This window comes from Actinoplanes sp. 13, from assembly GCF_056134165.1.
The window spans coordinates 175,343-198,820 of sequence record NZ_JBVYOQ010000012.1 but is presented as its reverse complement, the minus strand read 5'-3'; the positions used below and the strand labels follow the sequence as shown (position 1 = coordinate 198,820).

The 23,478-nt window shown below is 71.5% G+C and carries 22 protein-coding genes; 13 read left to right on the top strand and 9 right to left on the bottom strand.

What is annotated here, in order from left to right; all coding sequences use genetic code 11:
• Nucleotides 1-49 precede the first annotated feature (49 nt).
• The 8 genes from AC0NH5_RS23815 (at nt 50) to AC0NH5_RS23780 (ending at nt 7,000) form a co-directional block, all read left to right on the top strand.
• The gene (locus AC0NH5_RS23815) at nt 50-1,111 is read left to right on the top strand and encodes a glycosyltransferase (protein WP_474407565.1); all 1,062 of its coding nucleotides are present in this window, start codon (nt 50-52) and stop codon (nt 1,109-1,111) included.
• Nucleotides 1,108-1,581 carry a GNAT family N-acetyltransferase gene (locus AC0NH5_RS23810; RefSeq protein WP_474407563.1) on the top strand — a complete coding sequence of 158 codons (474 nt, stop codon included), beginning with the start codon at nt 1,108-1,110 and terminating at the stop codon, nt 1,579-1,581. The genes AC0NH5_RS23815 and AC0NH5_RS23810 overlap by 4 nt, the downstream gene beginning before the upstream one ends.
• Entirely contained in the window at nt 1,578-2,594 is a 1,017-nt protein-coding gene (gene pseI / locus AC0NH5_RS23805) for a pseudaminic acid synthase (RefSeq protein WP_474407561.1), read from the top strand. The genes AC0NH5_RS23810 and pseI overlap by 4 nt, the downstream gene beginning before the upstream one ends.
• A gap of 1 nt (nt 2,595) precedes the next feature.
• Nucleotides 2,596-4,152 (top strand): hypothetical protein, encoded by a 1,557-nt coding sequence (locus AC0NH5_RS23800; RefSeq protein WP_474407559.1) that lies wholly within the window; start codon nt 2,596-2,598, stop codon nt 4,150-4,152.
• The gene (locus AC0NH5_RS23795) at nt 4,149-5,168 is read left to right on the top strand and encodes a hypothetical protein (RefSeq protein ID WP_474407558.1); all 1,020 of its coding nucleotides are present in this window, start codon (nt 4,149-4,151) and stop codon (nt 5,166-5,168) included. The genes AC0NH5_RS23800 and AC0NH5_RS23795 overlap by 4 nt, the downstream gene beginning before the upstream one ends.
• On the top strand, nt 5,165-6,151 hold the full coding sequence (locus AC0NH5_RS23790; RefSeq protein ID WP_474407556.1) for a hypothetical protein: 987 nt from the start codon (nt 5,165-5,167) through the stop codon (nt 6,149-6,151). Before AC0NH5_RS23795 ends, AC0NH5_RS23790 begins: the two co-directional genes overlap by 4 nt.
• A 145-nt stretch (nt 6,152-6,296) precedes the next feature.
• Complete coding sequence (locus tag AC0NH5_RS23785; RefSeq protein WP_474407554.1) at nt 6,297-6,644, top strand: fluoride efflux transporter FluC; 348 nt, start codon at nt 6,297-6,299, stop codon at nt 6,642-6,644.
• Nucleotides 6,641-7,000 (top strand): fluoride efflux transporter FluC, encoded by a 360-nt coding sequence (locus AC0NH5_RS23780; protein ID WP_474407551.1) that lies wholly within the window; start codon nt 6,641-6,643, stop codon nt 6,998-7,000. The genes AC0NH5_RS23785 and AC0NH5_RS23780 overlap by 4 nt, the downstream gene beginning before the upstream one ends.
• Before the next feature lie 5 nt (nt 7,001-7,005).
• Here the strand turns inward: AC0NH5_RS23780 and AC0NH5_RS23775 are convergent, their stop codons facing one another.
• From AC0NH5_RS23775 to AC0NH5_RS23735, 9 genes are all read right to left on the bottom strand, one after another.
• Entirely contained in the window at nt 7,006-9,201 is a 2,196-nt protein-coding gene (locus AC0NH5_RS23775) for an MMPL family transporter (RefSeq protein WP_474407549.1), read from the bottom strand.
• A gap of 71 nt (nt 9,202-9,272) precedes the next feature.
• A complete protein-coding gene (locus AC0NH5_RS23770; RefSeq protein WP_474407547.1) occupies nt 9,273-9,917 on the bottom strand; it encodes a LuxR C-terminal-related transcriptional regulator in 645 nt (214 codons plus the stop codon).
• A gap of 103 nt (nt 9,918-10,020) precedes the next feature.
• Nucleotides 10,021-11,325 carry a sensor histidine kinase gene (locus AC0NH5_RS23765; RefSeq protein WP_474407544.1) on the bottom strand — a complete coding sequence of 435 codons (1,305 nt, stop codon included), beginning with the start codon at nt 11,323-11,325 and terminating at the stop codon, nt 10,021-10,023.
• A gap of 77 nt (nt 11,326-11,402) precedes the next feature.
• Complete coding sequence (locus AC0NH5_RS23760; protein ID WP_474407542.1) at nt 11,403-13,700, bottom strand: hypothetical protein; 2,298 nt, start codon at nt 13,698-13,700, stop codon at nt 11,403-11,405.
• Nucleotides 13,697-14,884 (bottom strand): acyl-CoA reductase, encoded by a 1,188-nt coding sequence (locus AC0NH5_RS23755; protein WP_474407539.1) that lies wholly within the window; start codon nt 14,882-14,884, stop codon nt 13,697-13,699. The genes AC0NH5_RS23760 and AC0NH5_RS23755 overlap by 4 nt, the downstream gene beginning before the upstream one ends.
• Nucleotides 14,881-15,918 (bottom strand): LuxE/PaaK family acyltransferase, encoded by a 1,038-nt coding sequence (locus tag AC0NH5_RS23750; protein ID WP_474407537.1) that lies wholly within the window; start codon nt 15,916-15,918, stop codon nt 14,881-14,883. The genes AC0NH5_RS23755 and AC0NH5_RS23750 overlap by 4 nt, the downstream gene beginning before the upstream one ends.
• On the bottom strand, nt 15,915-17,147 hold the full coding sequence (locus AC0NH5_RS23745) for an AMP-binding protein (protein ID WP_474407535.1): 1,233 nt from the start codon (nt 17,145-17,147) through the stop codon (nt 15,915-15,917). Before AC0NH5_RS23745 ends, AC0NH5_RS23750 begins: the two co-directional genes overlap by 4 nt.
• Complete coding sequence (locus AC0NH5_RS23740; RefSeq protein ID WP_474407533.1) at nt 17,144-17,875, bottom strand: SDR family NAD(P)-dependent oxidoreductase; 732 nt, start codon at nt 17,873-17,875, stop codon at nt 17,144-17,146. Before AC0NH5_RS23740 ends, AC0NH5_RS23745 begins: the two co-directional genes overlap by 4 nt.
• Nucleotides 17,872-18,114 carry an acyl carrier protein gene (locus AC0NH5_RS23735; protein ID WP_378027657.1) on the bottom strand — a complete coding sequence of 81 codons (243 nt, stop codon included), beginning with the start codon at nt 18,112-18,114 and terminating at the stop codon, nt 17,872-17,874. The genes AC0NH5_RS23740 and AC0NH5_RS23735 overlap by 4 nt, the downstream gene beginning before the upstream one ends.
• 190 nt (nt 18,115-18,304) lie before the next feature.
• On the opposite strand from AC0NH5_RS23735, the gene pseB reads away from it, so the two are divergent.
• Genes pseB through AC0NH5_RS23710 form a run of 5 tightly spaced genes read left to right on the top strand, consistent with a single transcriptional unit; the run spans nt 18,305 to nt 23,458 of the window.
• Nucleotides 18,305-19,285, top strand: coding sequence for a UDP-N-acetylglucosamine 4,6-dehydratase (inverting) (gene pseB, locus AC0NH5_RS23730; protein WP_474407530.1), 981 nt, complete (start codon nt 18,305-18,307; stop codon nt 19,283-19,285).
• Entirely contained in the window at nt 19,285-20,403 is a 1,119-nt protein-coding gene (locus AC0NH5_RS23725; RefSeq protein WP_474407529.1) for a DegT/DnrJ/EryC1/StrS family aminotransferase, read from the top strand. Before pseB ends, AC0NH5_RS23725 begins: the two co-directional genes overlap by 1 nt.
• A 3-nt stretch (nt 20,404-20,406) precedes the next feature.
• On the top strand, nt 20,407-21,252 hold the full coding sequence (locus tag AC0NH5_RS23720) for a hypothetical protein (protein ID WP_474407527.1): 846 nt from the start codon (nt 20,407-20,409) through the stop codon (nt 21,250-21,252).
• Nucleotides 21,249-22,736 (top strand): hypothetical protein, encoded by a 1,488-nt coding sequence (locus tag AC0NH5_RS23715; protein ID WP_474407524.1) that lies wholly within the window; start codon nt 21,249-21,251, stop codon nt 22,734-22,736. Before AC0NH5_RS23720 ends, AC0NH5_RS23715 begins: the two co-directional genes overlap by 4 nt.
• Entirely contained in the window at nt 22,730-23,458 is a 729-nt protein-coding gene (locus AC0NH5_RS23710) for a cytidylyltransferase domain-containing protein (RefSeq protein WP_474407622.1), read from the top strand. Before AC0NH5_RS23715 ends, AC0NH5_RS23710 begins: the two co-directional genes overlap by 7 nt.
• The last annotated feature ends 20 nt before the right edge of the window (nt 23,459-23,478 follow it).

Sequence of the window (23,478 nt, the reverse complement as noted above, 5' to 3'; positions counted from 1 at the left end):
GACAGCTCGGGTTCCCCCGCCATTCACACAAGGGGCCGACGGTGGCCTGATGGATGTTCTGCTGACCGTCGTAGTGCCGGTCTACGCGGTCGAGGGCTACCTCTACCAGTGTCTGGAGTCGATCCGCGCCGGGCTCACCGCTGAGGAGAACGCGCAGGTCGAGGTCATCGCGGTCGACGACGCCTCGCCGGACGCCTGCGGCGCCATGCTGGACGGGTACGCCGCACGCCACGGTGACGTCCGGGTGCTGCACCTGTCCAGCAACGTGGGGCTCGGCCTGGCCCGCAACGCCGGCCTGGCCGAGGCCCGTGGCCGCTATGTCTGGTTCGTCGACAGCGACGACTGGCTGCCGGCCGGTTCGGTCCGGGCCGTGCTGGAGCGGCTCCGGGACGCCGAGCCGGACGTGCTGCTCATCGACCACCTGCGGGTGCACGAGAACGGCCGGGTGCAACGGGACGCCAGCTCACCGCTGCTGTCCGGCCCACCGACGCTGGAGCGCCTGCTCGGCGTGCAGCACACCGCGTGGAACCGGGTCATGCGCCGCGACTTTTTGACCAAGCACGACCTGCGGTTTCCGCCCGGATGGTACGAGGACGTGCCGTTCAGCAACCCGGTGCTGCTCGCCGCCGACCGCGTCGAGGTGCTGAACCGGGTCTGCTACCACTACCGGGTCGGCCGGTTCGGCGCGATCACCGCCACCCGCAGCGACCGGCACTTCGAGGCGTTCGAGCAGTACGACCGCCTGCACCAGTGGATGGATCGGGCCGGCGTGGACCCGGCGCTGCGGGTCCGGATGTTCACCTTGATGATCAGCCACCTGCTGGTGGTCGCCGGCAACGATGGCCGCGTGCACCCGAGCCGCCGCCGGGCGTACTTCCGCGGGATCGCCGGGCTGTACCGGCGGCACCGTCCGGCGGGCTACCTGCCGCCGGCCGGCACGCCGGGGCTCAAGCACCGGCTGGTCGCCGCGAACAGTTACGCGGTGTACGCCGCGATGCGGACCGGTTACCGGGTGGCCGGGATCAGGCGCCGGTCCACCGAACGGACACCTGTGGTTTCCCCGGACCTCCCCTCACCGCAACAACGGGTCCAAACCACCTCCATACGTTGACGGGCGTGCTTCGACCCGCCTCCGATTCCGACCGCGACATGGTGCTGAGCTGGCGCAACCATCCAGCTGTACGCGCGGTCAGCCTCACCACCCATGAGATACAGCCCGCCGAGCACGCCGCCTGGTGGGCGGCACGCAGCGGCCACGTCCTGATCTACGAGGACGACGGCCGGCCGGCCGGGGTGGTGATCTTCAACGGCGGCACCTGGTCGTTCTACCTGGACGTCGAGGGGCTCGGCCCGCGGCTGCTGCCGGCCTGGATGCGGCTGGAGAAGGAAGCCGTGGAGTACGCGTTCGGCACGCTCGGCCTCGAGACCCTCGGCGGCGAGACGCTGGCCGACAACGAGCAGGTGCTCGCGCTGCACCGGCGCTTCGGTTTCCGGGAGACGCGCAGATATGAACGGCTGGTCGACGGAGTTCCGAAGATGGTCGTCTGGACCGAGCGGAAAGCGACAGAGAGAGCGAAATGAGCCAAACCAAGCCGTACATCGTCGCGGAGATGTCGGGTAACCACAACGGTTCCCTCGACCGGGCGCTGCAACTGGTGGATGCCGCCGCCGACGCCGGCGCGGACGCCATCAAGATCCAGACGTACACCGCGGACACCATGACCGTGGACGTCAAGCACCCGCGCTTCCAGATCTCCTCCGGGCACGACCTCTGGGGCGGTGACTACCTCTACCAGCTCTTCGAGCGGGCGCACACGCCGTGGGACTGGCACGGCCCGATCTTCGACCGGGCACGCGAGCGGGGCATCACCCCGTTCTCCAGCCCGTTCGACCGGACCGCGGTCGAGCTGCTGGAAAAGCTGGACGCGCCGATGTACAAGATCGCCTCGTCGGAGATCACCGACCTGCCGCTGATCCGCCTCTGCGCCTCGACCGGCAAGCCGCTCATCATCTCGACCGGTATGGCGACGCTGCACGAGATCACCGCCGCGGTCCAGGCCGCCCAGGGCGCCGGCGCCACCGACATCACCGTGCTGAGCTGCACCGCGTCGTACCCGGCACCGCCGGAGCAGACCAACCTGCGGCGCATCCCGGTGCTGGCCGAGGCGCTGCGGCTGCCGATCGGTCTCAGCGACCACACGCTCGGCATCGGCGTTCCGATCGCCGCGGTCGCCCTCGGGGCCGTCCTGATCGAGAAGCACGTCACGCTGGACCGCACCGACGGCGGCGTGGACTCGGCGTTCTCGCTGGAGCCCGCCGAGCTGGCCGCGCTCGTGGTCGAGTCGGAGCGGGCCTGGCAGTCGCTGGGAACCACCCGCATCGGCCCGACCGAGGCGGAGCAGGAGAGCCTGCGCTTCCGGCGCTCGCTCTATGTCGTCACCGACGTCGTCGCCGGCGAGCCGGTGACCGAGCACAACGTCCGTTCCATCCGGCCGACCGGCGGCCTGCAACCGGACCAGATCGGCACCGTGCTGGGCCGGGTGTTCCGTACCGACGCCGCCAAGGGCACTCCACTGACCTGGGATCTGATCTGACGTGCACCTGCAAGCGAACAAGCAGGAGTGGAAGCACTTCCTCAACGCTGCCGAGGTCTTCTGGCAGAAGAACCTCCCGCCGGCCGACGACGACGCGGTCATCCTGGTCGAGGCCTTCCACCAGGACCTGCGGGTCACCCTGCGCAACCTGGCGGTGGCCAACGCGATTCGGATGATCCACCCGGCCCGCATGGTGGTCTTCACCGGCGTGGAGGAGGCCTGGCACCAGACCCTGTGGAAGGACTTCGACGTCGCGGTGGTCCGTGAGCTGGCGGCCGCGTACGCCGCCACCGAGACCATCGACGTCTGGGACATCGTGCGCCGCTCGGACGCGAAGCCGTCGTTCGACGTGTCGCAGAACATCGCGGCCACCGACGCCCGCCTGGCGAAACTGCCCCGGCTGCGGGCGAACCCGCCGGCCGACCGGGTGCGGTACGGCAACGCCCTCGCCGCCTTCTACGAGGAGCAGTTCCAGCAGAACGTGGTCGCGCTGGTCACCAGCCACGTCGACTACGACCAGTGGGGCCTCGCGGTGGACGTGGCCCGGCGCAGCTCGGTGCCGGTCGTGCACACCCAGCAGACCGGGTGCCTCAAGGCGTACGCGCTGTTCCCTGAGCACGACAGCGGCGCCGGGACGTTCCGGGAGGAGCTGACCCGGCAGATCGGCGAGATGTTCGAGACCCAGGTGTGGTCGCGGCGCGCGGAACTGCACCGGGTGACCGAGCTGATCGCCTGGCGGGCCAAAGTGAACCTGGGCCGGCCCAGCTGGTGGCGCGGTGGCACGTCGGCGTCGGTGGACCTGAGCAACCCGGCCGAGCGGGCGGTGCTGCGCTCACACACGGCGGCCCGGTTCGGCCTGGACCCGGACCGGCCGATCGTGGCGGTCTTCAACCACGCCGTCTCGGACGCGCTCGGCACCAACCGGGAGCTGTTCCCGTCGCTGGCCGACTGGTTCACCGAGACCGCCGCCTGGGCCGCCGCCCGCGACGACGCCCAGTGGCTCTTCCTCGACCACCCCAGCCAGGCGCTGTACGACTCGACCGGCTTCTTCGACGAGCTTTCCCGCAAGCACCGCAAGGACAAGCATCTGATCTTCCGGCCCAGCGCCGCGATCAGCAAGAATGCCCTCTGGAGCCTCACCGACCTGGGTGTCACGGTGCGCGGCAGCGTCAGCAACGAGTTGCCCGCGTACGGCATTCCGGTGATCCAGGCCGGCTGGTCCGAGTGGAGCTCATGCGGTCTCTCCACGGTGGTGGACTCGCAGGACGGGTATTTCAAGACGCTCGACGAGAGCATCCAGGCCCTGCGCGACGGCGCCACGCTGGTCACCGAGGAGCAGGTCCGGCGCGCCCGGCTCTGGCTGTGGCTCTATCGCAGCGGCTCCGACGTGGTCACCCCGCAGGTGCCGCAGTGGGAGGTGTGGCCGACGAACACCCTGCTCAAGACCATGCGGGCCACGTTCCGGCACATCGAGAGCGACGCCGACCCGCTGTTCAGCACGGTCGAGCGGATGTGGACCCGGCGCGAGCCGCTGCTGACCCGGACCGACCTGTCATGAGCGTCGGTTCCTGGTTCCGCACCGAGTTCGACGAGCCGCACTCGCCGGCCGCCCTGCCGCTGAACCTGACCCGCGGCTTCGACCCGTCGGTGACCATCCTCGACCAGGTGGTCCGCGGCCAGGGCATCGTGGGCCGGGTCACCGGCGACTTCGGCGCGGTGGCGGTCAAGGTGCGAAGCACCGGCCACCCGGTCCGGGTCAGCGTCTCGATCGGCCTGGACGAGGTCGCCACCCGCTGGTGGGCCGACCGGGTGCGGCCCTCCCGGCTCGCGCCGGAACTGCCCCGCCTGGTCGGTCTCCGCGCCCAGGGCAGGATCCGGGGCGCCGCCGTGCTGGCCCGGCGGCAGGGCTGGCGCGGCGCGGCGAGCGCCGAGGCCACCATCTCCTTCGACCTGACGGCAGAGGAGTTGGACGGCGACGGTCTGCTGATCGTCGAGATCGGCGAGATGGGGCATCCGTCGTGGGCGGCCGGGCGGCTCAGCGCCCGCTCCGCGATCGGCCTGCGGTTCAACACCATCGGGGTACGGGAGCAGCCGGCACCCGCCGTGACGGAAGGCCCCGCCGGGTTCTCCGGTTGTGACTTCGCGGTCCTGCAGCCGGGCGCCACGAGCGCGTTCCGGCTGACGACCGGCACCGTGCCGGTCGCGCCTCCACTGCCCATCTCGCCGCGGAACCGGATCACCCGGCGCAAGCCGGCCCGGGCCGTCTTCAAGCTGTCCCGGGCGGCCCGCCGGGTGGCCCTGCGCGCGGTGCCGCACCGGCCCGGCGAACTCGACGAGGTGGTCGCGGCCGACCTGCTCACCGGTGAACCGGTGGCGCTGAAGGTGACCCGCCGGGACGGCCACGCCGAGATCCGGCCGGCCGGGCCGGCCACCGGGCCGGTGCTGCTCGGCTCGGTGCGGCCGCAGCCCACGCTCTCCTGGCGGCTCACGCCGCTCGCGGTGCCCGCGCCGTCCGCCACCATCCCGGCGCCGGGGACCGCCCCGCTCGCCACCGAGAGGGCCGACCAGCTATGACCCACCGCCCGGCGCTCGGGACCGACCCGGTGGCGAACCACCGGATGCTGCAGGACCTGCTCGACAGCCGGCCGCCCGGCAAGCTGGAACTGCCGCCCGGCCGGCACCCGCTGGCGGACGGCCTGCGAGTGCCGGGTGGGTGGACCGTGCGCGGCGTGTCAGCGGCCGACACCTGGCTGGTCGCGGAGGCGCGCACCGGCCATCCGGTGCTGCACGTGGTCGGCTCCGACGTGTCGATCAGTGATCTGGGGCTGCGCCCGGCGGCCTCGGACCCGGGCGAGCACGGCGGTGACCGGGGCACCGGCATCACTCTGGGCGACTACCTGTACCCGGCGGAGCCCACCTGGATCGAGGGCATCGACGTGCGGCGGGTGCACGTGGACCACGGGGAGTTGCGCACCGCCAACGGCATCGGCGTGATGGGCGCTGTCCGCGCGGTGCACCTGGCGGACCTCACGGTCACCGGTGGCTACACCGGCCTGGCCGTGCACTGGGGCGCCGCGGGAGCCGACGTCGCGTCGATCAGCGGCGCGACGTACCACCCGAACCGGCTCACCGTCACCGGCCTGCGTGTCCGCGACGCCGTCGAGGGCTTCTACCTCAGCTCGATCCATGACGTCCGCGTCACCGGCGCCTGCCTGCGCGACGTGGAGATGGGCTTCCGGCTGCTCCCCGGCGACAACACCGACCGGTTCGTCTCCTCGTCCGAGGACGTCGGCGCCCGCATCGAGATCAGCGACGTGTGCGTGCGCTGGTCCGGCCCGCTCTATGCGGTCCGCGTAGCCGGCTGGGGGCGCAGCGAGATCGACGGCGTGGTGAGCGTGCTCGCCTACACCGACGCCGTGATCCGCGACTGCCGGCTCGCCGGCACCGGCACCGGTGACTCGTGGTCACCGGTGCTGTATGAGCGCGCCACCGGCGTCGAGATGTCCGGTATCCGCGTCGCGACCAGCAGTGACGACGATTGTTGCGCGCTGGCTTGACACTCGGGCCGGGTGCCCACTCATCAAGATCGTCCCCTACAGTGGACCGATACGCTCCGTCGTACGTGAGCGCCCGGAACCGGCCGGGGTGGACGCCGCCACGTCCCCCCGGCCGCCCGGCCTCCGGTGAGCTAACGTGCTGGCGGTGACGTGTCTCGACGTGGACCGGTCCGCCCTGCTGGCGGTCGCGGTCGGTGGCGCCCTCGGCGCCCTGGCGCGGTACGGCGTCGTGCTGGCCTGGCCGGGCACGTCGCGGGCGACCTGGCTGATCAACGTCTCCGGCTGTTTCCTGATCGGCGTGCTCTACACACTCGTCGAGCGTCGGCTGCCGCGGTTGTTCCTCGGCACCGGGGTGCTGGGCGGGTACACGACCTTCTCCACCGCGAGCGTCGAGATCCTCCGGGACGGCCCCGGCTATCTGGCGGCCACCGTGGCCGGCGCCCTGCTCGCGGCCTGGGCCGGCAGCGTGGCGGCCTCGGTGTTCCGCCGATGACCGCGCTGCTGGTGGTCCTCGGCGCGGCCGTCGGGGCGCCGCTGCGCCTGCTGACCGACCGGTTCTTCCAGGCGCGGTACGGCCCCGGCTTCCCGTGGGGCACCCTCGCGGTCAACGTGGCCGGCTCGTTGCTGCTCGGCCTCCTGCTCGGCCTGCGGCTCTCCCCCGGGCTGGTCGCGCTGCTCGGCACCGGGTTCTGCGGGGCCCTGACCACCTATTCGACGTTCAGCTGGGAGACGCTGGCGCTGGCCCGGCGCGGGGCGATCGGCGCCGCCCTGGGATATCCGCTGCTCAGCGTGAGCGCGGGCGTGGGCGCCGCCTGGCTCGGCGGCGCCCTCGCTCCCTTGCTCGGCTGACCCGGTCAGCTCACCGGGGTCAGCTCCCGTTCGGTGGGCTCGGCGGCGGGCCGGGCCGGCGGCTCGTGCGCGATCTCCGGCAGCCAGCGCAGCCCGCGCGGCAGCCACCAGTTCGCCCGTCCGAGCAGCGTCATCACGGCCGGCAGCAGGACCGCCCGGATGATCGTGGCGTCGAGCAGCACGGCCGCAGCCAGGCCCACGCCGAGCTCCTTGGTGGCGATCAGCGGCAGCGTGGCGAAGAGCCCGAACACCGCGACCATCACCACGGCCGCGCTGGTGATCACGCCGGCGGTGCTGCCGATGCCCTCCCGGACCGCCTCGCGGATCGGCAGGCCCCGGTCATGGCCCTCACGGATCCGGCTCACCACGAAGACGTGGTAGTCCATCGAGAGCCCGAACAGGATGACGAAGAGGAAGAGCGGCATCCAGTTGGTGATCGCCCCGCCGGAGACGAAGTCCAGCTGCTTCTCGAAGTGGCCGTACTGGAAGACGTAGACCAGCATGCCGTACGCGGCCGCGACGGAGAGCAGGTTGAGCACCACACCGGTGATCGCCACGACGACCGAGCGGAACGACACCAGCAGCAGCAGGAACGCCAGTCCGAGCACGAAGGTGAAGACCCAGGGCAGGCTCTCGGCCAGGCGCTCGTTGTAGTCGATGCTGCCCGCGGCGTTGCCGGTGACCAGGGCGGTCGCGCCGGGGATCTGCCCGAAGGTGTCCGGCACCACCCGGTCGCGCAGCAGGTTCACCGCGCTGATCACTTCCGGGCTCTCCTCCTTGCCGGCCAGGCCGACCGACACGATCGCCACGTTCCCGCCCGGGTTGACCTCGACGTCGATCGGCTCGACCAGCTTGCCGCCGCTGCCCGCGGTGGCGGCCCGGAAGTCGGTCAGCGCCTGCTCGAACCGGGCGCCCTCAGCGTCGCCCCGGACGACGATCCGGGCCGGAGTGGTCTTGCTGGGAAACGCGTCGCCGATCGCGACGAACGCCTGGATCACCGGCGCGTCCGGCGACACGTCCTGGATCCGCTGCCCCTTGGTCTCCAGATCGAGAGCGGGCGCGGCGAGGGCGGCGAGCGCGCCGACCGCGACCACCGCGGAGATCAACGGCTTGGCGAGCACGACCCGGAGCAGGGCGTTCCACACCCGGCCCTCGCTGTTCCGGCGGTACAACCCGGGAATCTTGATGGCGTCCACCCGGTCGCCCAGCGCCGAGAGCAGAGCCGGCAGCACGGTCAGCGAGCCGAGCACCGCGGTCGCCACCACCAGGATGGTGCCGGTCGCGAAGCTGACGAACGTGACGTCCTGGGTGAAGAACATGCCGGCCATGGCGACGATGACGGTGAGCCCGGAGACCCAGATCGACCGTCCCGACGTCTGCGCCGCGATCATCAGAGCCCGGTGCGGGTCGGCGCCCTTGCGCCGCTCGTCCCGTTCCCGGCGGATGTAGAAGAGGCAGTAGTCGACGCCGACGGCCAGGCCGATCAGCAGCATCACGTGGGTGGTCTCGTCGACCACCGGCGCGAACCGGCTGGCCGCCGCCATGAGGCCGATCGCGGCGAGCACCGACATGATCGCCAGCGCCACCGGCAGCAGCGCGGCCACCACCGCGCCGAACGCGATGAGCAGGATGCCGAGCGTGACCGGGATGGAGAGCATGGACAGCCGGGTGAGGCCGGACTCCAGCTCGTCGCCGATCAGCTTGTCGCCGCTCGCGTCACCGGCCTGGGCGATGTAGAGGTCCGGATGGGCGTTCTGCACCCGGGTCACCGCGTCCAGCGCCGGCGTGACCCGCTCGCTCGCCGTCTCCGGGTCACCGGCGATGCTGAAGGTGATCAGCGAGGACCGGCCGTCCGGCGCCTCGATCGGCGCCTGCACGTCCGTGACGTCGGTGACCGTCTTCAGCGTCCGGGTGACCTCCTCCGCAGCGGTCACCCGGTCGCTGCCGGCCCGGTTCTGGATCAGCACCATCTCGCCGGCCGGCCGCTCCGGGAACCCGGCCTCGTCGATGATCCGATCCGCCCGGCCGGAGTCCCCGTGCCCGGCGAGCGCGTAGTTGGCCTGTGTCGTCTCCACCTGTGCGCTCAGCACGACGGTGCCCACGACGAATGCGACCCAGGCCAGGATCGCGAGCGTCCGATGGCGGGCGCTCCACATCGCGACACGTGCCGCGATCCCCTTGACGTTTTCCCTGTTCTCCATGGTGAAGACGCTATGGAGTCCGAAGTGGCCGATCGATATGGCGACCACCCCGTTCCGGGGTAGGGCTAGCCCTACCCCTGCAGGTAGGCGAGCACCGCCAGCACCCGCCGGTGCTGCTCCTCGTCCTGGTGCAGGCCGAGTTTCGTGAAGATGTTGCGGACGTGCTTCTCCACCGCGCCCTCGGTGACCACCATCTTGCGGGCGATCGCGGTGTTCGACATGCCCTCGGCCATCAGACCCAGCACCTCGCCCTCGCGCGGGGTGAGGCTGCGCAGCGGGTCGTCACGCCGGCGGCGCACCAGAAGCTGGCCGACCACCTCGGGATCGAGCACGGTGCCGCCCTCGGCCACCCGGGTCAGCCCGTCGAGGAAGTCGGCGACCAGCGCGACCCGGTCCTTGAGCAGATAGCCGACCGCCCCGCGGCGGTCGGCCAGGAGATCGTCGGCGTACGACACCTCGACGTATTGGGAGAGCACCAGGATCGGGCTGCCCGGCACCTTGGCGCGGGCCTCGACGGCGGCGCGGAGCCCCTCGTCGGTGTGCGACGGCGGCATCCGCACGTCCACGATGGAGACGTCCGGCCGGTGCTCGACGACCGCGGAGACGAGGGATGGCCCGTCGCCGACGGCCGCCACCACTGTGTGGCCGTTCTCCTCGACGAGCCGGATCAGGCCCTCGCGCAAAAGCACCGCATCGTCCGCAATAACCACCCGCATGCCGCCATGCTGTCAGATCGTGTTATCGCCCGGGCACCACCCAGCGTGTGGAGTTCGGCCCACATACGAACCCGAAATCCACACGCAGGGAAGTGCACGGGGCTCAGATGGGGAGGGCGGCGGTGAGCCGGGTTCCCTCGCCCTCGGGGCTGTCCACCGCGAGCACCCCGCCGGCCGCCCGCACCCGGTCGTCCAGCCCGGCCAGGCCGTGGCCCTTCGCGAGGCTGGCGCCGCCCACGCCGTCGTCGTAGACGGTCACCAGCAGGCCGGTGGCGATCCGCTCGACGCTGACCTGCACCTCGTTGGCGTGGCTGTGCTTGGCGACGTTGGTCAGGGCCTCGGCCACCACGAAGTACGCGGTCGACTCGACGGCCGGGTCCATCCGGTCCAGCGGCGGGGCGTCCAGGTCCACCGGGACCGTGCACCGGCCGGCGAGCGCGGTCAGCGCGGCACGCAGTCCCCGGTCCACCAGGATCGGCGGGGCGATGCCACGGGACAGGGCCCGCAGCTCGTCCAGCGTCTCGCGGGTCTGGGAGATCGCCTCGGCCACGGTGGCGCGGGCCGCCTCCGGGTCGGTGCCGAACTGCTGCTCGGCCCGGCCCAGGTCCATGGCGAGGCGCACCAGGCGCTGCTGCGGGCCGTCGTGGATGTCCCGCTCCAGCTTGCGCAGGGCGACCGCCTCGGCGGAGACCGCGGCCGCCTTCTGCTGCTGCGCGACGTCCCGGTCGGCGTTCGCCTGGGCGACCTCCTGCCGCAGCTTGTCGACGCCGCTGAGCAGGCCCTTGGCGAAGAACGCCTCGAGCAGCGCGGCGGCACGGACCACCGGGTACAGCGTGACGGCGAAGAACAGCCCGATGGTGACGTTGACGAACATCCGGGCGGCCATCGAGTCGCCCAGGCCGATCAGCTCGGGCAGCTCGTAGTTGTCCGGCGTGTGCGGGATCGTCCAGTCGTACAGCGGGTAGCTCAGCCCGACCAGGGTCGCCGCCCACCAGGTGAGGACGAAGGCGAAGGCCAGCGTGCTGGGGATGAAGCGGAAGGCGCCGTGCAGCAGGTCGAGCCAGGACTGCGCGTCGGTCAACGGGGCCATGCTGCGGCGCACCCAGCCCTGCGACCGGGCCGAGCGGTAGACCGGGTGCGGCACCCGCCGGCCCAGGACCGGCCCGATCCGGGCCCGCTCCAGGATGGCGAACCCGCGGGACATCGCCAGCGAGGCGACCAGGATGGGCAGGCCGATCCAGATGATCGCGGTGCCGATGCCGACGGCGAAGCCGGTGACGCAGAGCACGAGCGTGATCAGGCCGAGCGGGAAGCCGAGCAGCACGTACTGGGTGTCGATGCCCAGCTGGCGCAGATAGCGCCGGGCCACACCCGAGCTCGTCTCAACACCGGAATATGTCGTCGTCATGTCACTTACGCTAGGCATCCGGAGCCCCCTCTCCGATCCCGCGAGCCGCCCGATCGACAGTAGGGTTAACCCGACCGTCACCTCAACTCGTAGATGGTGACCAGCCCACGCTGCTGGCGGACCGTGGCCACCGAGGCCAGCTTCGGCGACACCCGGCCGGCCCGGATGTCCGCGAACAGCCACCGTACGCCGTACTCGTCCCGCAGCCTGGCCACAGCCGCCGGATCACCCTTGCGGAACACCCGCTCGTTCAGCGCGAAGATCTCTGGGTCGGGCGCCGGCTGATACACGTACCGCAACCCGTTCTCGCCGTTCGCGGCCACCGTCTTGTCCGAGTAACCCCAGCTCTCGACCAGCACGCGGCGGCCGGTCAGAGCGGCGACCCAGAACGCGCGCGCATTGCACATGTGTGGCGCCCACATCGGCATGCAGTGCACGTTCGTCGCGACCACGTCATCCCGGCCGGCGTGCTCGTCGAGCCAGAGCGCGGCGCGCATCTCGCTGACCCGGACCGTCGACTTCGTCCCGGTCCGGGGCTCGGCCGGGTCGGCGATGTACTTCACGCTGTTCTGCACCGAGGAGAAGAGGCCGGCCGCGGCGAGCGCCGCGATCAGGGCCACCGGCACCGCCCGCAGGGCGCGGCGCCGCCAGATCAGCACGGCGATCAGCGCGACCCCGGCTGCCAGCGCCGCGGTCCTCAGCAGGGGTACGGCCAGCGCCCACGCCCAGGCGCCGAGGGTCGGCTCCACCGGTGCCTCGACCACGGGCGCCAGCCATGCCCAGAGCAGCCCGGACACCGCGCCGGCGACCGGCACCCACCAGCTCCGCGCCCGGTCGGCGAGGGCCCACGCGGTCAGCACCCCGCAGAACGGCAGCACCGCGTTGAAGAAGTAGATCTGGCTCGCCGACGGGTGGTACAGCAGCCACATCGCGAGCGTCCCGGCGATCACGATGCCGGCGATCAGCCACGGCACGGTGTCCTGTTCGTCGCGTCGGCGCGGGGTCAGGACCAGGCCGACGAGCCGGGGCCCCTGCACCAGCAGCCACCACACCACGGCCCAGGCGACGAACCAGCGGCCGGCCACGTCGGCGTTCGCGACGCCGTGCGGCCAGAGCCCGCCGCGGTCCACGCCGTCCTCGCCGCCGAGCATCTGCTGGTAGGGCGAGAACCAGCGCACCGTGGCGAGGAACTGCACCTCCAGCGTGCCCGCGCCGCCACCGGCGAACAGGCGCAGCCCGACCACCATGCCGAACGCGGTGACCGCCAGCAGGCACAGCGCCGTCCACGGGATCCGACGCCGGAAGACCAGGGTCACCGCGATCGCCAGCAGCAGGCCGGCCGCAAGCGGCGGCAGCACGCTCGCCTTGGCCCCGGCGCAGGCCACCGCCAGCACCGGCAGCAGAGCCCAGCCCCAGCGCAGCGATCGCCCGCGCAACGCGTCCACCACGATCACCACGAACAGGCCGATCAGCGGCATCGCGTACGTCTGGGAGGGGCTGAGCAGGCTGATCGGCAGTCCGATGCCGGGCGGGCCGGCCGGCGCTCCGGCGACCACGGTCTGGCCGACGAAGCCGAGCAGCGCCGCCACCGGGCCGGCCCACCAGCGGCCACTCACGCTCCGGCCGAGCGCGGCGAAGACGACGACCGCCACAGCGATGACCGGCAGGATCCAGAGCCGGAGGAAGACCGTGACCGGGGAGATCCCGGTGATCATGCTGGCCGCGGCGATGTCGGCGTCGGACAGGTAGTGGTAGCGCAGCGTCTCCTCGGCCAGCTGCGGCACCCGGAACGGCATCGACCGGGTCATCTCGTGGACCAGCGCGAGGTGGTAGTAGAGGTCCGGATAGAGCTCGACGCTCGCCGGCAGGCGCGGGACCCCGTTGAACACCGGGACGCTCCACGCCACGACCAGCACCAGAACCCCGGCCATCGCCCACGACCAGCCCAGCGGCAGCGGCTCACCGGCCGCCGGCCGCCAGTGCCGGCGCAGCCTCGGCACCAGCAGGAACACCAGCACGATCAGGGCCGGCCAGCCGGGCAGCAGCTGCTGCTGCCCGGTGGCGGCGGCGAGCGCCCAGCCCACCAGCAGGACCAGCAGGCCGGTGGCGGCGCCGAGGCCGAGGTCCTCCGGCCAGTTGCCGCGGCTGCCCAGCAGCGCCCGGAACACCAGCGTGCCGGGCAGCACCACGGCCAGCGCGAAGTACGCCGCGTAGACGGCGATCTGCCGGTCCGGCGTCTCCGCGTCCCGCAGCACCCACACCGCCGCCACGGCCGGGATCAGCCAGGGCAGCAGGGACCACCACAGCCGCGCGAAACGCCGGGCAGCCGGCTGAGCCGGTGCGGAGACGACCGGCTCGGCAAGCGTCTGAGTCACGTCAGCAAAGTAGTGAGCCGGGTGAACTCGCTGGGCAGGTCATAGCCGTCCCAGAGTGAACCGAACGTTAACGCCGAGCCGAACGGCACGATCCGGTCGACACCGCGACCGCCCAGCTCGGTGGCGAAAGCGCGCAGCTCCGCAGGGGTGAACCCGAAGTGGCTGACGGTCTGGTCCTGCCGGTTCATCGCGGGCACCAGATCGAGCAAGGAATTCACCTCGGCGAAAGGGAACGCGCCGGCGCCGATCCAGCGGCGCGGGGCCGCCACGGTCCCGGTCAGGGTGACCGCGGTGATCCGGTTGTCCGGGAAGTCCACCGCGGACGCCGCTCCGGTCGCCGCGAGCCCGTAGGCGTTGACCCGCTTCTCCACCGCCATCGCCGCGTCGACGATCCAGCCCCGCTGGTCGACGACGTCGAGCAGCAGGTCCAGGAACTCCCGGCGCACCTCGGCGGCATCGGCCTGCCCGCCGACGAGGAACACGGTCCGCGGGGAGGAGCACGCGGCCTGGTCGAACCAGTAGGCGTCGTTCGCGAACCCGACCACCGCGGTGCGCCGGGCGCCCGGGTCGGCGGCCCGCCACCCGGGCACGGACAGCACCGCCCACGACGTCCGGTCCGGGAAGGTCAGGTCCCGCGCGGACGGCCGCAGCGGGTGCTTGCGGATGGTGTCCACCGCGACGTCGCCGCCCCAGATCACCCGCAGGTCGCACCACTTGCTGAGGGCGCCGGTGACCGCGTCGTCCCGCCCGTAGGTGACCATCCGCTGGGTGCGCCCGATGATCGGGTCCGCGTCGATCTCGTTGAGCGCGTCGAGGATCACCTCGGCGGCGCCCGCCGACCGCGACGAGATGCGCACCACGTTGTGGTTGCCGGCGAGCGCGGAGAGTGCCCAGGAGTACACGAAGATGGTGTCCACATTGGCCGGCGGCACGTGGAAGACGTTGCCGCGCGGGAAGACCAGCGCGTCCTGCCGGGCCATCTTCTCCACCGCCCGGCTGAGTTCTGCCGGGCGCAGGAAGTAACCCAGCGAGCCCAGCTCCGGGTGCCGCCGCGCCACCGCGGGCGCGAGGAGCTTGCGGGCGAGCCGGGCCAGGAAGTCGACGACACGCGGGTCGCCGACGGTGAGCCGATCCTCGGACGGAGCGGTCAGATCGCCCTCGGCGCCGAATCGGAAAGTGATCACTGTGCCGCCTCCCGGTACGTGTCCGAGCAACCCCGGGCCTCGGCGCGGGGCAGCCGGCCCAGCACCGAGAAGCGCTTGCCCGGCCAGTCGCCGTCGTCGATCCCGTGCACCACGCCCAGGTCCTCGGTGAGCAGCACGTGCCCCGGGTACGAGGTGGGCAGGGTGCTGATCACCTCCAGGAGACCCGGTTTGCCGGGCGGCAGCTCCGCCCAGGTCTCCGGGTCGCGGACCACCACGTCCGCGAAGTCCGGGCAGTACAGCGAGCCACCGGTCGGTCCCTCAAGGAAGATCGTCCCGATCTGCTCGACCATGCCGTAGTAGTTGTGGATCTTCGTGAGGCCGACGCCGGCCAGGCGCGACCGGAACTCCTCGGGCGAGACGGCCTGGTCCACGAGCTTCTTCCAGCCACCGGAGTGGATCAGGATGCCGTTGCTCAGGTCGAGGCCGTTGTCCCGGGCGATCTCGTAGAGGTGCAACCAGACCAGGAAGGTGAACCCGAAGATCAGGAACGGCTGATCGCCGTGCTTCGCCAGGAAGTCGCGGATGCCGTCCAGGTCGACGTTGCCCTCGACGTCGAGCGCCCACTGGTGGTCCCGGCCGAACGTGGCCATGCCCAGCACACCCGCGCCCCGGGCGCTGAACGAACGGCGGTCCTTCAGGATCCCCTTCGAGTCGACCATCAGCATCGGAAGCCGCTTCGGGCCGAGCACGGTCTGCAAGGTGGCGCCGAGCCGGCGGGTCTGTTCCGCCGCGGCGGCCTTGTCCAGGTAGATCCGGCTGACCTCACCGGTCGTACCGCTGGAGGTGAGGACCTTGAAGACCTCGTCGTCCGGGATGCTCTTCAGCTGCAGGGTCTTGAAGAGACGGACCGGCAGCCAGGGCAGCTCGGCGATCTCCGACGCCCCGGCATAGCCGGAGGCGTCCAGAATTCGCGCGTACGGCTCGCACCGCTCGCGATGCAGCGAGACCAGCGCGGACAGCTCTTTCAGCAGGACTTCTTCCTTGGCGGCCTGCGGCAGGGTGAAGACACTCACAACGACGCCTCCAGCGCCCGGTAGTCGGTCTTGCCGTTCGGCAACAGCGGCAGCGCCTCGATCGGGCGCACTTGCACCCCGGTGAAGTGGGTGCCGAGCCATTCGGCGATCTTCGTGCGCAGGGCCCGTCCCTCGTCGGCGGAGATGCCCTCGGCGAAGACGTGCAGCTTGTCGTCGCCGGCCACCGCGGCGACCGGGAAGTGGCGCTCGACGTCGTCCAGGTTGATCCGGACCCCGAACACCTTGCCCATCCGCTTGAGGCGGCCGGTGATGAACAGGAAGCCCTCGTCGTCGAGCCGGCCGAGATCGCCGGTGCGCAGCACGCCGCCCAGTTCGTCACCTCTGACCAGATCGGCGCCGCTCTCCGCGTACCCCATCATGACGTTCGGGCCGCGGTAGACCACCTCGCCGTCCTCGATGGTGAACGCGCCGCCGGGCATCGCCAGTCCGACCGAGCCGAGCTTGTCGGCGATCCGGCCGGGCGGCAGGGTGGCCATCCGCGGCGCCGCCTCGGTCTGGCCGTACATGACGAACATCCGGCCACCGGCGCCGGCCATCCGCTGCGCGAAATCGGTGATGAGATCGGCGCGCAACCGGCCGCCGGCCTGGGTGATCGTCCGCACCGAACGGAACTTCGCCGGGTCGAACCGCAGCCGGCTCAGCATCTCGAACTGGTACGGGACGAAGGCCAGCGATGTCACCCCGTGCGTGTCGACGGCGGTCCAGAAGTCCTTCTGCATGATGCCGGTCCGCTCCAGCACGACCGTCGCGCCCCGCAGCAGGTGCGAGTGGAGCACGGACAGCCCGTAGGAGTAGAACAGCGGCAACGTCGTGATCGCGACGTCCTCCCCGGTGATGCCCAGGCTCTCGGCCACCTGACCGGCGTTGGCCAGCACCGCGGACCGGGACAGCCGGACCAGCTTCGGGTCGCCGGTGGAGCCGCTCGTGGTGAGCAGCAGAGCCAGATCGGGGTGCACCTCGCCGGTCGTGTAACGCCCGATCAGGCCGGTGTGGTCGGCCTCCGGGTCGAGCAGCACCACCGGCCGGCCCAGTCGCAGCGCGGCCAGGTAACGCGCCACCGCCGGCACCGTCGACGGCATCGGCAGGAAGAGCGGGCCCCGGCCGCCCGAAGCGGTGAGCTCGGCCGCCGCGGCGTCGATCAGCGCGGGCGTCAGGGACTCGCCGGTGACCGCGTCGACGACGCGGGCGTCCGGATGGAGCAGGTTCACAGCGTCAATCCCCCGTCCACCCCGATCACCTGTCCGGTGACGAAGCGGGCCTGATCGGAAAGCAGGAAGGCGATCACGTCGGCCACGTCCTCGGCGGTGCCAAGACGGCCGAGGGCGGTGTCCGCGATGCGCTCGGCGCGACCGGCCTCGTCCAACGTGTCGAGCATGTCGGTGGCGATGAATCCGGGCGCCACGGCGTTCACCCGGATGCCACGCGGGCCCAGCTCCTTGGCGGCCGACCTGGCCAGCCCGATCACGGCGGCCTTGGAGGCGGCGTAGACGGCCTGGCCGGCGACACCGTGCGTACCGGTGATCGAGGCGGTCAGCACGACGGCCGGGTCCTGTCCGCGGGCCAGCAGCCGGACCGCGTTCTGCAACGTGTACGCCGCGCCGGCCGCGTTGACCGCGAAGAGCCGCCCGATGGTGGCGTCGTCGGTCATCCCGAGCATCCCGGCCGCGTGCGTGCCGGCGTTCACCACCAGCGCGTCCAGCCGCTTGAACCGCTCGAACGCGAGCCTGGCAAGCGCTTTGCTGGTGGCCGGGTCGGCCATGTCACCGGCCGAGTGCGCGACCGTGACCCCGAATTTGCCGGCGAGTGCGGCGGCCGCCTCGGCGACGCCGGCCTCGCCGTGGCCGTGCAGGATCAGGTCGTAGCCCTGCTCGGCGAGACGGTGCGCGGTCGCCCGGCCGATGCCGCGCGACGCCCCCGTCACGAGGGCGACTCTCACTTGACGTCCACCCCGTATTTACCGAGGATTCGCACGGCCTCGGTAAAACTGGACATATTGATGACATCGTCGGTGTCGATCATTACCGAGAATTCATCTTCGATGGTCGCGACCAATGACATGTGAGCCAGCGAATCCCACTTTTCGAAGTCCTGGTAGCGCAGCTCGTCCACGGGCGCGTCCGCCGGAAGGTCAAGCGCGGTACGGAACGCGTCACGCAGTTTCTGCAGCTCACTCACGTGGTACTCCATGGTGGGGGGTGATCAGAGGAGTCCTACTTTCTCGCAGCCCCATAGTCCTGCCGACCAATGCCGGATTAACTGAAAATGAACTGACACTTGCCTTTCCGCGCAGCTGTGGAAATGCCGATCGAGCTGGTTATGCTTCCGGCTCGTACCGGCCTATCGCTGATCCCCCCGGAGAACAAACGTGTCTGAAATCGCCGGCTCCTCGATCCTTGTCACCGGCTCCACCGGTTCGTTCGGCAAGGCCTTTCTGAGGTACGCGCTCGACAACCTGGACCCGCACCGCATCGTCGTGTTCTCGCGTGACGAGCTGAAGCAGTACGAGGTCCGCCAGATGTTCGGTGACGACCCGCGCCTGCGGTTCTTCATCGGCGACATCCGGGACCGCGAGCGCCTGTCCCGGGCCATGCACGGCATCGACTACGTCGTCCACGCGGCCGCCCTCAAGCAGGTCGACACGGCGGAGTACAACCCGTCGGAGTTCGTCGCCACCAACATCAACGGCACGCAGAACGTCATCGACGCCGCGATCAACGCCGAGGTGAAGAAGGTCGTCGCGCTCTCCACCGACAAGGCGTCCAGCCCGATCAACCTGTACGGCGCCACCAAGCTGGCCGCCGACAAGATCGTCATCGCCGGCAACCACTACGCCGCCACCCACCCGACCCGGCTCGCCGTGGTGCGCTACGGCAACGTGATGGGCAGCCGCGGCTCGGTGGTCCCGTTCTTCCGCAAGCTCGCCGCCGAGGGCAAGAGCCTGCCGATCACCGACAAGCGGATGACCCGCTTCTGGATCACCCTGGACCAGGCGGTCGAGTTCGTCGTCGACTCGTTCGACGTGATGCGCGGCGGCGAGCTCTACGTGCCCCGGATCCCGAGCATGCGGATCGTCGACCTGGTCGAGGCGGTCGCGCCGGACGCACCGACCCACGAGGTCGGCATGCGTCCCGGCGAGAAGCTGCACGAGGAGATGATCGCGGCCGACGACAGCCGCCGCACGCTGCGCTTCAAGGACCGGTACGTGGTCCAGCCGGTCGCCGCGAGCTGGGGTTACGAGGCTCCCGAGGGTGGCGACCCGGTCGCCGACGGCTTCAACTACCGCTCGGACAACAACGACCTCTGGCTCTCCGTCGACGACATGCGCACCCTGCTCGCGGAGAAGTGATGCTGCCCTACGGACGTCAGTCCATCGACTCCTCCGACGTGGAGGCGGTGGTCGCCGCCCTGGGCAGCGACTGGCTCACCACCGGGCCGCGGGTCGCCGACTTCGAGGCCGACCTGGCCCGGGTCGCCGGCGCGCCCTGTGTCACGGTGACGAACGGCACCACCGCGCTGCACGCGGCGTACGCGGCGGCCGGCGTGACGACCGGCGACGAGGTGGTCACCACCCCGATGACGTTCGTGGCCACCGCTTCCGGCGCGGCCCTGCTCGGCGCGAAGGTGGTCTTCGCCGACGTCGAGGAGGACACCGCCAACCTGGACCCGGCGGCGGCCGAGGCCGCCGTCACCTCGCGCACCCGGGTGATCAGCGCGGTCGACTACGCCGGCGTCCCGGCCGACTACGACGGGTTGCGCAAGGTCACCGAGAGCGCCGGGGCGGTCCTGGTCGGCGACGCCGCGCACGCGATCGGCTCGACCTACAAGGGCCGGCCGGTGGGCACCCTCGCCGACCTGACCACGTTCTCGTTCTTCCCGACCAAGAACCTCACCACCGCCGAGGGCGGCGCGGTCGCGTCGATCCGGCCGGACCTGCTGGCCCGGGTACGCAGCTTCCGCACCGTCGGAGTGGTCCGCGACCAGCTGCGCCATGCCGACGAGGGCGGCTGGTGGTACGAGGTGCCCGAGTTCGGCCTCAACTATCGCCTTCCGGACGTCCTGTGCGCGCTGGGCAGCTCGCAGCTGCGGCGGCTGAGCGAGTTCAAGGCGCGCCGCGCGTACCTCTCGGCCCGCTACGACGAGCTGCTGGCCGACGTGCCCGGCCTGCGCCTTCCGGCGCAGCGGCCGGAGTCGGACCCGATGCGGCACCTCTATCCGGTACGCATCCTCGCCGGCCGCCGCCGGGAGGTGTACGACCGGATGCGCGCCGCCGGCATCGGAGTGCAGGTCAACTACATCCCGGCCTACTGGCACCCGGTCTTCGAAGACCTCGGATACCGCCGGGGCATGTGCCCGGTGGCCGAGGCCTTCTACGCCGAGCAGCTCTCCCTGCCCCTCTTCGCCGACCTCGCCGACGCCGACCAGGACCGCGTGGTCGAGGTGCTGCGCGGCATCCTCGGGAGCTAGCGGGTGCACCACGGCAACCACTTCTACGGCCACGCCCACGTGCTGGCCGGGTACTGCGGGCTGAACCCGGCCGATCCGCCCCGGGTCGACGGCTATCTGCAGCACGGCTGGAACGTGGTGGACGGGCTGGGCGCCGGTACGCCGTACGCGCCCGGCCTGCCGATCTTCGTCTGGTCCGAACGGACCCGGCGGCGCGCGTGGTCGATGGGCCGGCCGAAGGCCACGGTCATCGGCGCGCCCTTCCTCTACCTGATGCGGTCCACACCGGACACCGGTGCGGCGGAGGAGTCGCGGGAGGGCACCATCTGGTACCCGTTCCACGGCTGGGAGGGGCAGAAGGTCGACGGCGACCACCGGCGGCTGATCGACGAGATCGCCGCCACCGAGCCCGGCCCGGTCACCTTCTGCCTGTACTGGCAGGAGTACCAGGACAGCCGGATCCGCGCCGCGTACGAGCGGGCCGGCCGGGTGATCTGCCACGGGTACCGCGGCTACATGCGGGACCAGACCGACACCCGCTTCCTGCACAAGCAGCTCACCGAGCTGCGCCGGCACCGGCGGGTGGCGTCGAACCGGCTGAGCAGCGCGGTGCTCTACGGCGTGGCGGCGGGATGTGAGCCGGCCGTCTACGGCGATCCGATGCACCTGGCCCGGGAGAGCACGCCGACCGCCGAACGGATCCGCCGCGAATGGCCGGAGCTGCACGGCGTCGCCCCGGACCCGGTGACCGCCCTGGCCACCGCGCTGGCCGAGCTGGGCGACGGATATCTGGCCTCCCCCGCCGAGCTGCGGGCCACCCTGGGCTGGACCTCGGCGCCGGACCGGCGCCTCGAGGAGGTGGCGGCATGATCCAGATGATCGGCGGCGAGATGCCGGAATACGTGGAGGAGCGCCCGCCCGCCGGCGGCCACCTCTACCGGCACCTGCTCGACCGGCTGCCCGCCCTGACCCGGGTGCTGGTCGCCGGGCCGCACGACGACGCCCTGATCGACGCGCTCGCCCCCGGGCTCGAGGTGACCTGCCTGGTCCGCTCCCAGCCCGAGGCGGAACGCCTGGCCGGGCGGGGTGTCCGGGTGCTCTGCGGCACGCTGCCCAAACTCGCCGAGAACGAACGCTACGACACCGTGGTCGCCCTGGACGGCGTCGGCCGGCTCTGCTCCCCCGAAGGACCGCAGTACGACTGGATCGACGCGGTACGCGCCCTCAAGCGCACCCTGCGTCCCGGCGGGACCCTGCTGCTCGCCGTGGAGAACGAGCTCGGGGTCCACCGCCTCGTCGACCCGGGGACGCCGACCGCGCCCGGGACCGGCGACTGGCGGCCGCTCGGCGAGTTCGGCACCGCGCCGGGACGGGCAGACCGGCTCGCCGCGATCCTCGGCGCCGAAGGACTGCCGGTCTCCGGGCTGGCCGCCGTCTGGCCGCTGCCCGGTGAGCCGGCGATGCTGGCCACCCCCGAGACGCTGCGCTACGGGCCGCTGGACCCGCTGGCGGCTTTCGTGGCGGCGGTGGTCGCGTCCGCGTACCAATCATCGAAAACGGTCTTGAGTGATCCTCGCCGGATGGCCGCCGCGGCCGTGCGCCGCGGTCTCGGCACCGAGCTGGCACCCGGCTGGCTGGCCGTCGCCCACCTGGGCCCACGCCCCACCGTGGCGTTCCCGGTGCCGCCGGCGCTGATCGCCGGCGACACCTCCGTCGTCGAGGTGGCCGGCGGCCCGGACGGATGGCAGCGGCGGGTGGTGCGCGGCGACCGGGCGGCGGACGGGCCCCTGCCGACCGGGCGGCTGCTCGAAGAAATGCTGCTCACCGCCGCACTCCGGCACGACCTGCCGGCCCTGCGCCGGCTGCTCACCGACTGGATGGCCACGCTGCCGGAAACGGCCGCGGACAACGTGATCGTGCCGTCCCCGCCGGACGCCGCCGGACTCGCCCGCCTCGACCCCGGCGTTCCGGACCGCGCCGACGCGCTCAGCCGTTTCGCCCGCACCCTGCTGACCGGCGGGTACGCCCACCCCTGGCCGGGAATCACCGACGTGGACCGGCTCACCGAAGTCCTCGCCGGGGCGGCCGGACTGCCCGGCACCCCGCCCGTGCCCGGCCCGCAGTCCGCCCCTGACATCCGGCGCGAGCACCAGGTGCAGGTGGAGACGCTGCGCCGGCAACTCGCCGAAGCCACCGAACGCAACCACTTCTTCGAGGCCGAGCTGGGCAAGCGCGATGCCGAACTGGGCCGGGCGAAAGCCCAGATCGCGATGTTCAGCGGATCCCTCGGCTACCGAGCCGCCAAAGCCGGGCTGGTCATCGCCCGCAAGGCCCTTCGCAAAGGAAGATCATGAGCACTCTCGGCATCGTCCAGGCCCGGATGGGCTCCAGCCGGCTTCCCGGAAAGGTGTTGCGCCGCCTGGCCGGACGGACCGTCCTCGACCGGGTGGTCCGCGCCGCCCGGGACAGCGGCGTCCTGGACGACCTGGTCGTCGCAACCACCGTCGAAGCCGACGACGACGCGATCGTGGCCGAGTGCGAGCGGATCGGCGTCGCCTGGCACCGCGGCCCGGTCGACGACGTGCTCGCCCGGTTCCTCGGCGTCCTCGACACCCACACCGCGGACACCGTGCTGCGCTTCACCGCGGACTGCCCGTTGCTCGACCCGCGGCTGGTGGCACGGGCGCATCACGTGTTCGCGGCGGCCGAGGTGGACTATCTGACCACCTCGATCACGCGTACGCTGCCGCGCGGCCTGGACGTCGAGGTGGTCCGGGCCCGGGTGCTCAAGGAGATCGACAAGCTGGCGTACCAGCACCATCGGACGCACGTGACGTCGTACATCTACTCGCACCCGGAGGACTTCGACGTCATCGGCCTGACCGTCCAGCCGGACCTCTCGCACCTGCGGCTCACCCTGGACACCGAGGACGACTGGAAGCTGATCGAGGCGGTCATCGACCACTTCGGCGACGCCCCGGTCGCGGTCCGCACCCTGGCCGACTGGCTCGCCGACCAGCCGGACCTCGCGGCGCTCAACTCCCACGTCCGCCAGAAGCAGCTCGACCAGGCATGATCATTCGGTGGTACGACGGA

What these genes read in the sequence shown, in the direction of transcription:
- AC0NH5_RS23775 (WP_474407549.1), bottom strand. Translation starts at nt 9,201, where the DNA reads ATGGAGAACAGGGAAAACGTCAAGGGGATCGCGGCACGTGTCGCGATG.
- AC0NH5_RS23780 (WP_474407551.1), top strand. Translation starts at nt 6,641, where the DNA reads ATGACCGCGCTGCTGGTGGTCCTCGGCGCGGCCGTCGGGGCGCCGCTG.
- AC0NH5_RS23790 (WP_474407556.1), top strand. Translation starts at nt 5,165, where the DNA reads ATGACCCACCGCCCGGCGCTCGGGACCGACCCGGTGGCGAACCACCGG.
- AC0NH5_RS23795 (WP_474407558.1), top strand. Translation starts at nt 4,149, where the DNA reads ATGAGCGTCGGTTCCTGGTTCCGCACCGAGTTCGACGAGCCGCACTCG.
- AC0NH5_RS23725 (WP_474407529.1), top strand. Translation starts at nt 19,285, where the DNA reads ATGCTGCCCTACGGACGTCAGTCCATCGACTCCTCCGACGTGGAGGCG.
- AC0NH5_RS23715 (WP_474407524.1), top strand. Translation starts at nt 21,249, where the DNA reads ATGATCCAGATGATCGGCGGCGAGATGCCGGAATACGTGGAGGAGCGC.
- AC0NH5_RS23815 (WP_474407565.1), top strand. Translation starts at nt 50, where the DNA reads ATGGATGTTCTGCTGACCGTCGTAGTGCCGGTCTACGCGGTCGAGGGC.
- pseI (WP_474407561.1), top strand. Translation starts at nt 1,578, where the DNA reads ATGAGCCAAACCAAGCCGTACATCGTCGCGGAGATGTCGGGTAACCAC.
- AC0NH5_RS23770 (WP_474407547.1), bottom strand. Translation starts at nt 9,917, where the DNA reads ATGCGGGTGGTTATTGCGGACGATGCGGTGCTTTTGCGCGAGGGCCTG.
- AC0NH5_RS23765 (WP_474407544.1), bottom strand. Translation starts at nt 11,325, where the DNA reads ATGACGACGACATATTCCGGTGTTGAGACGAGCTCGGGTGTGGCCCGG.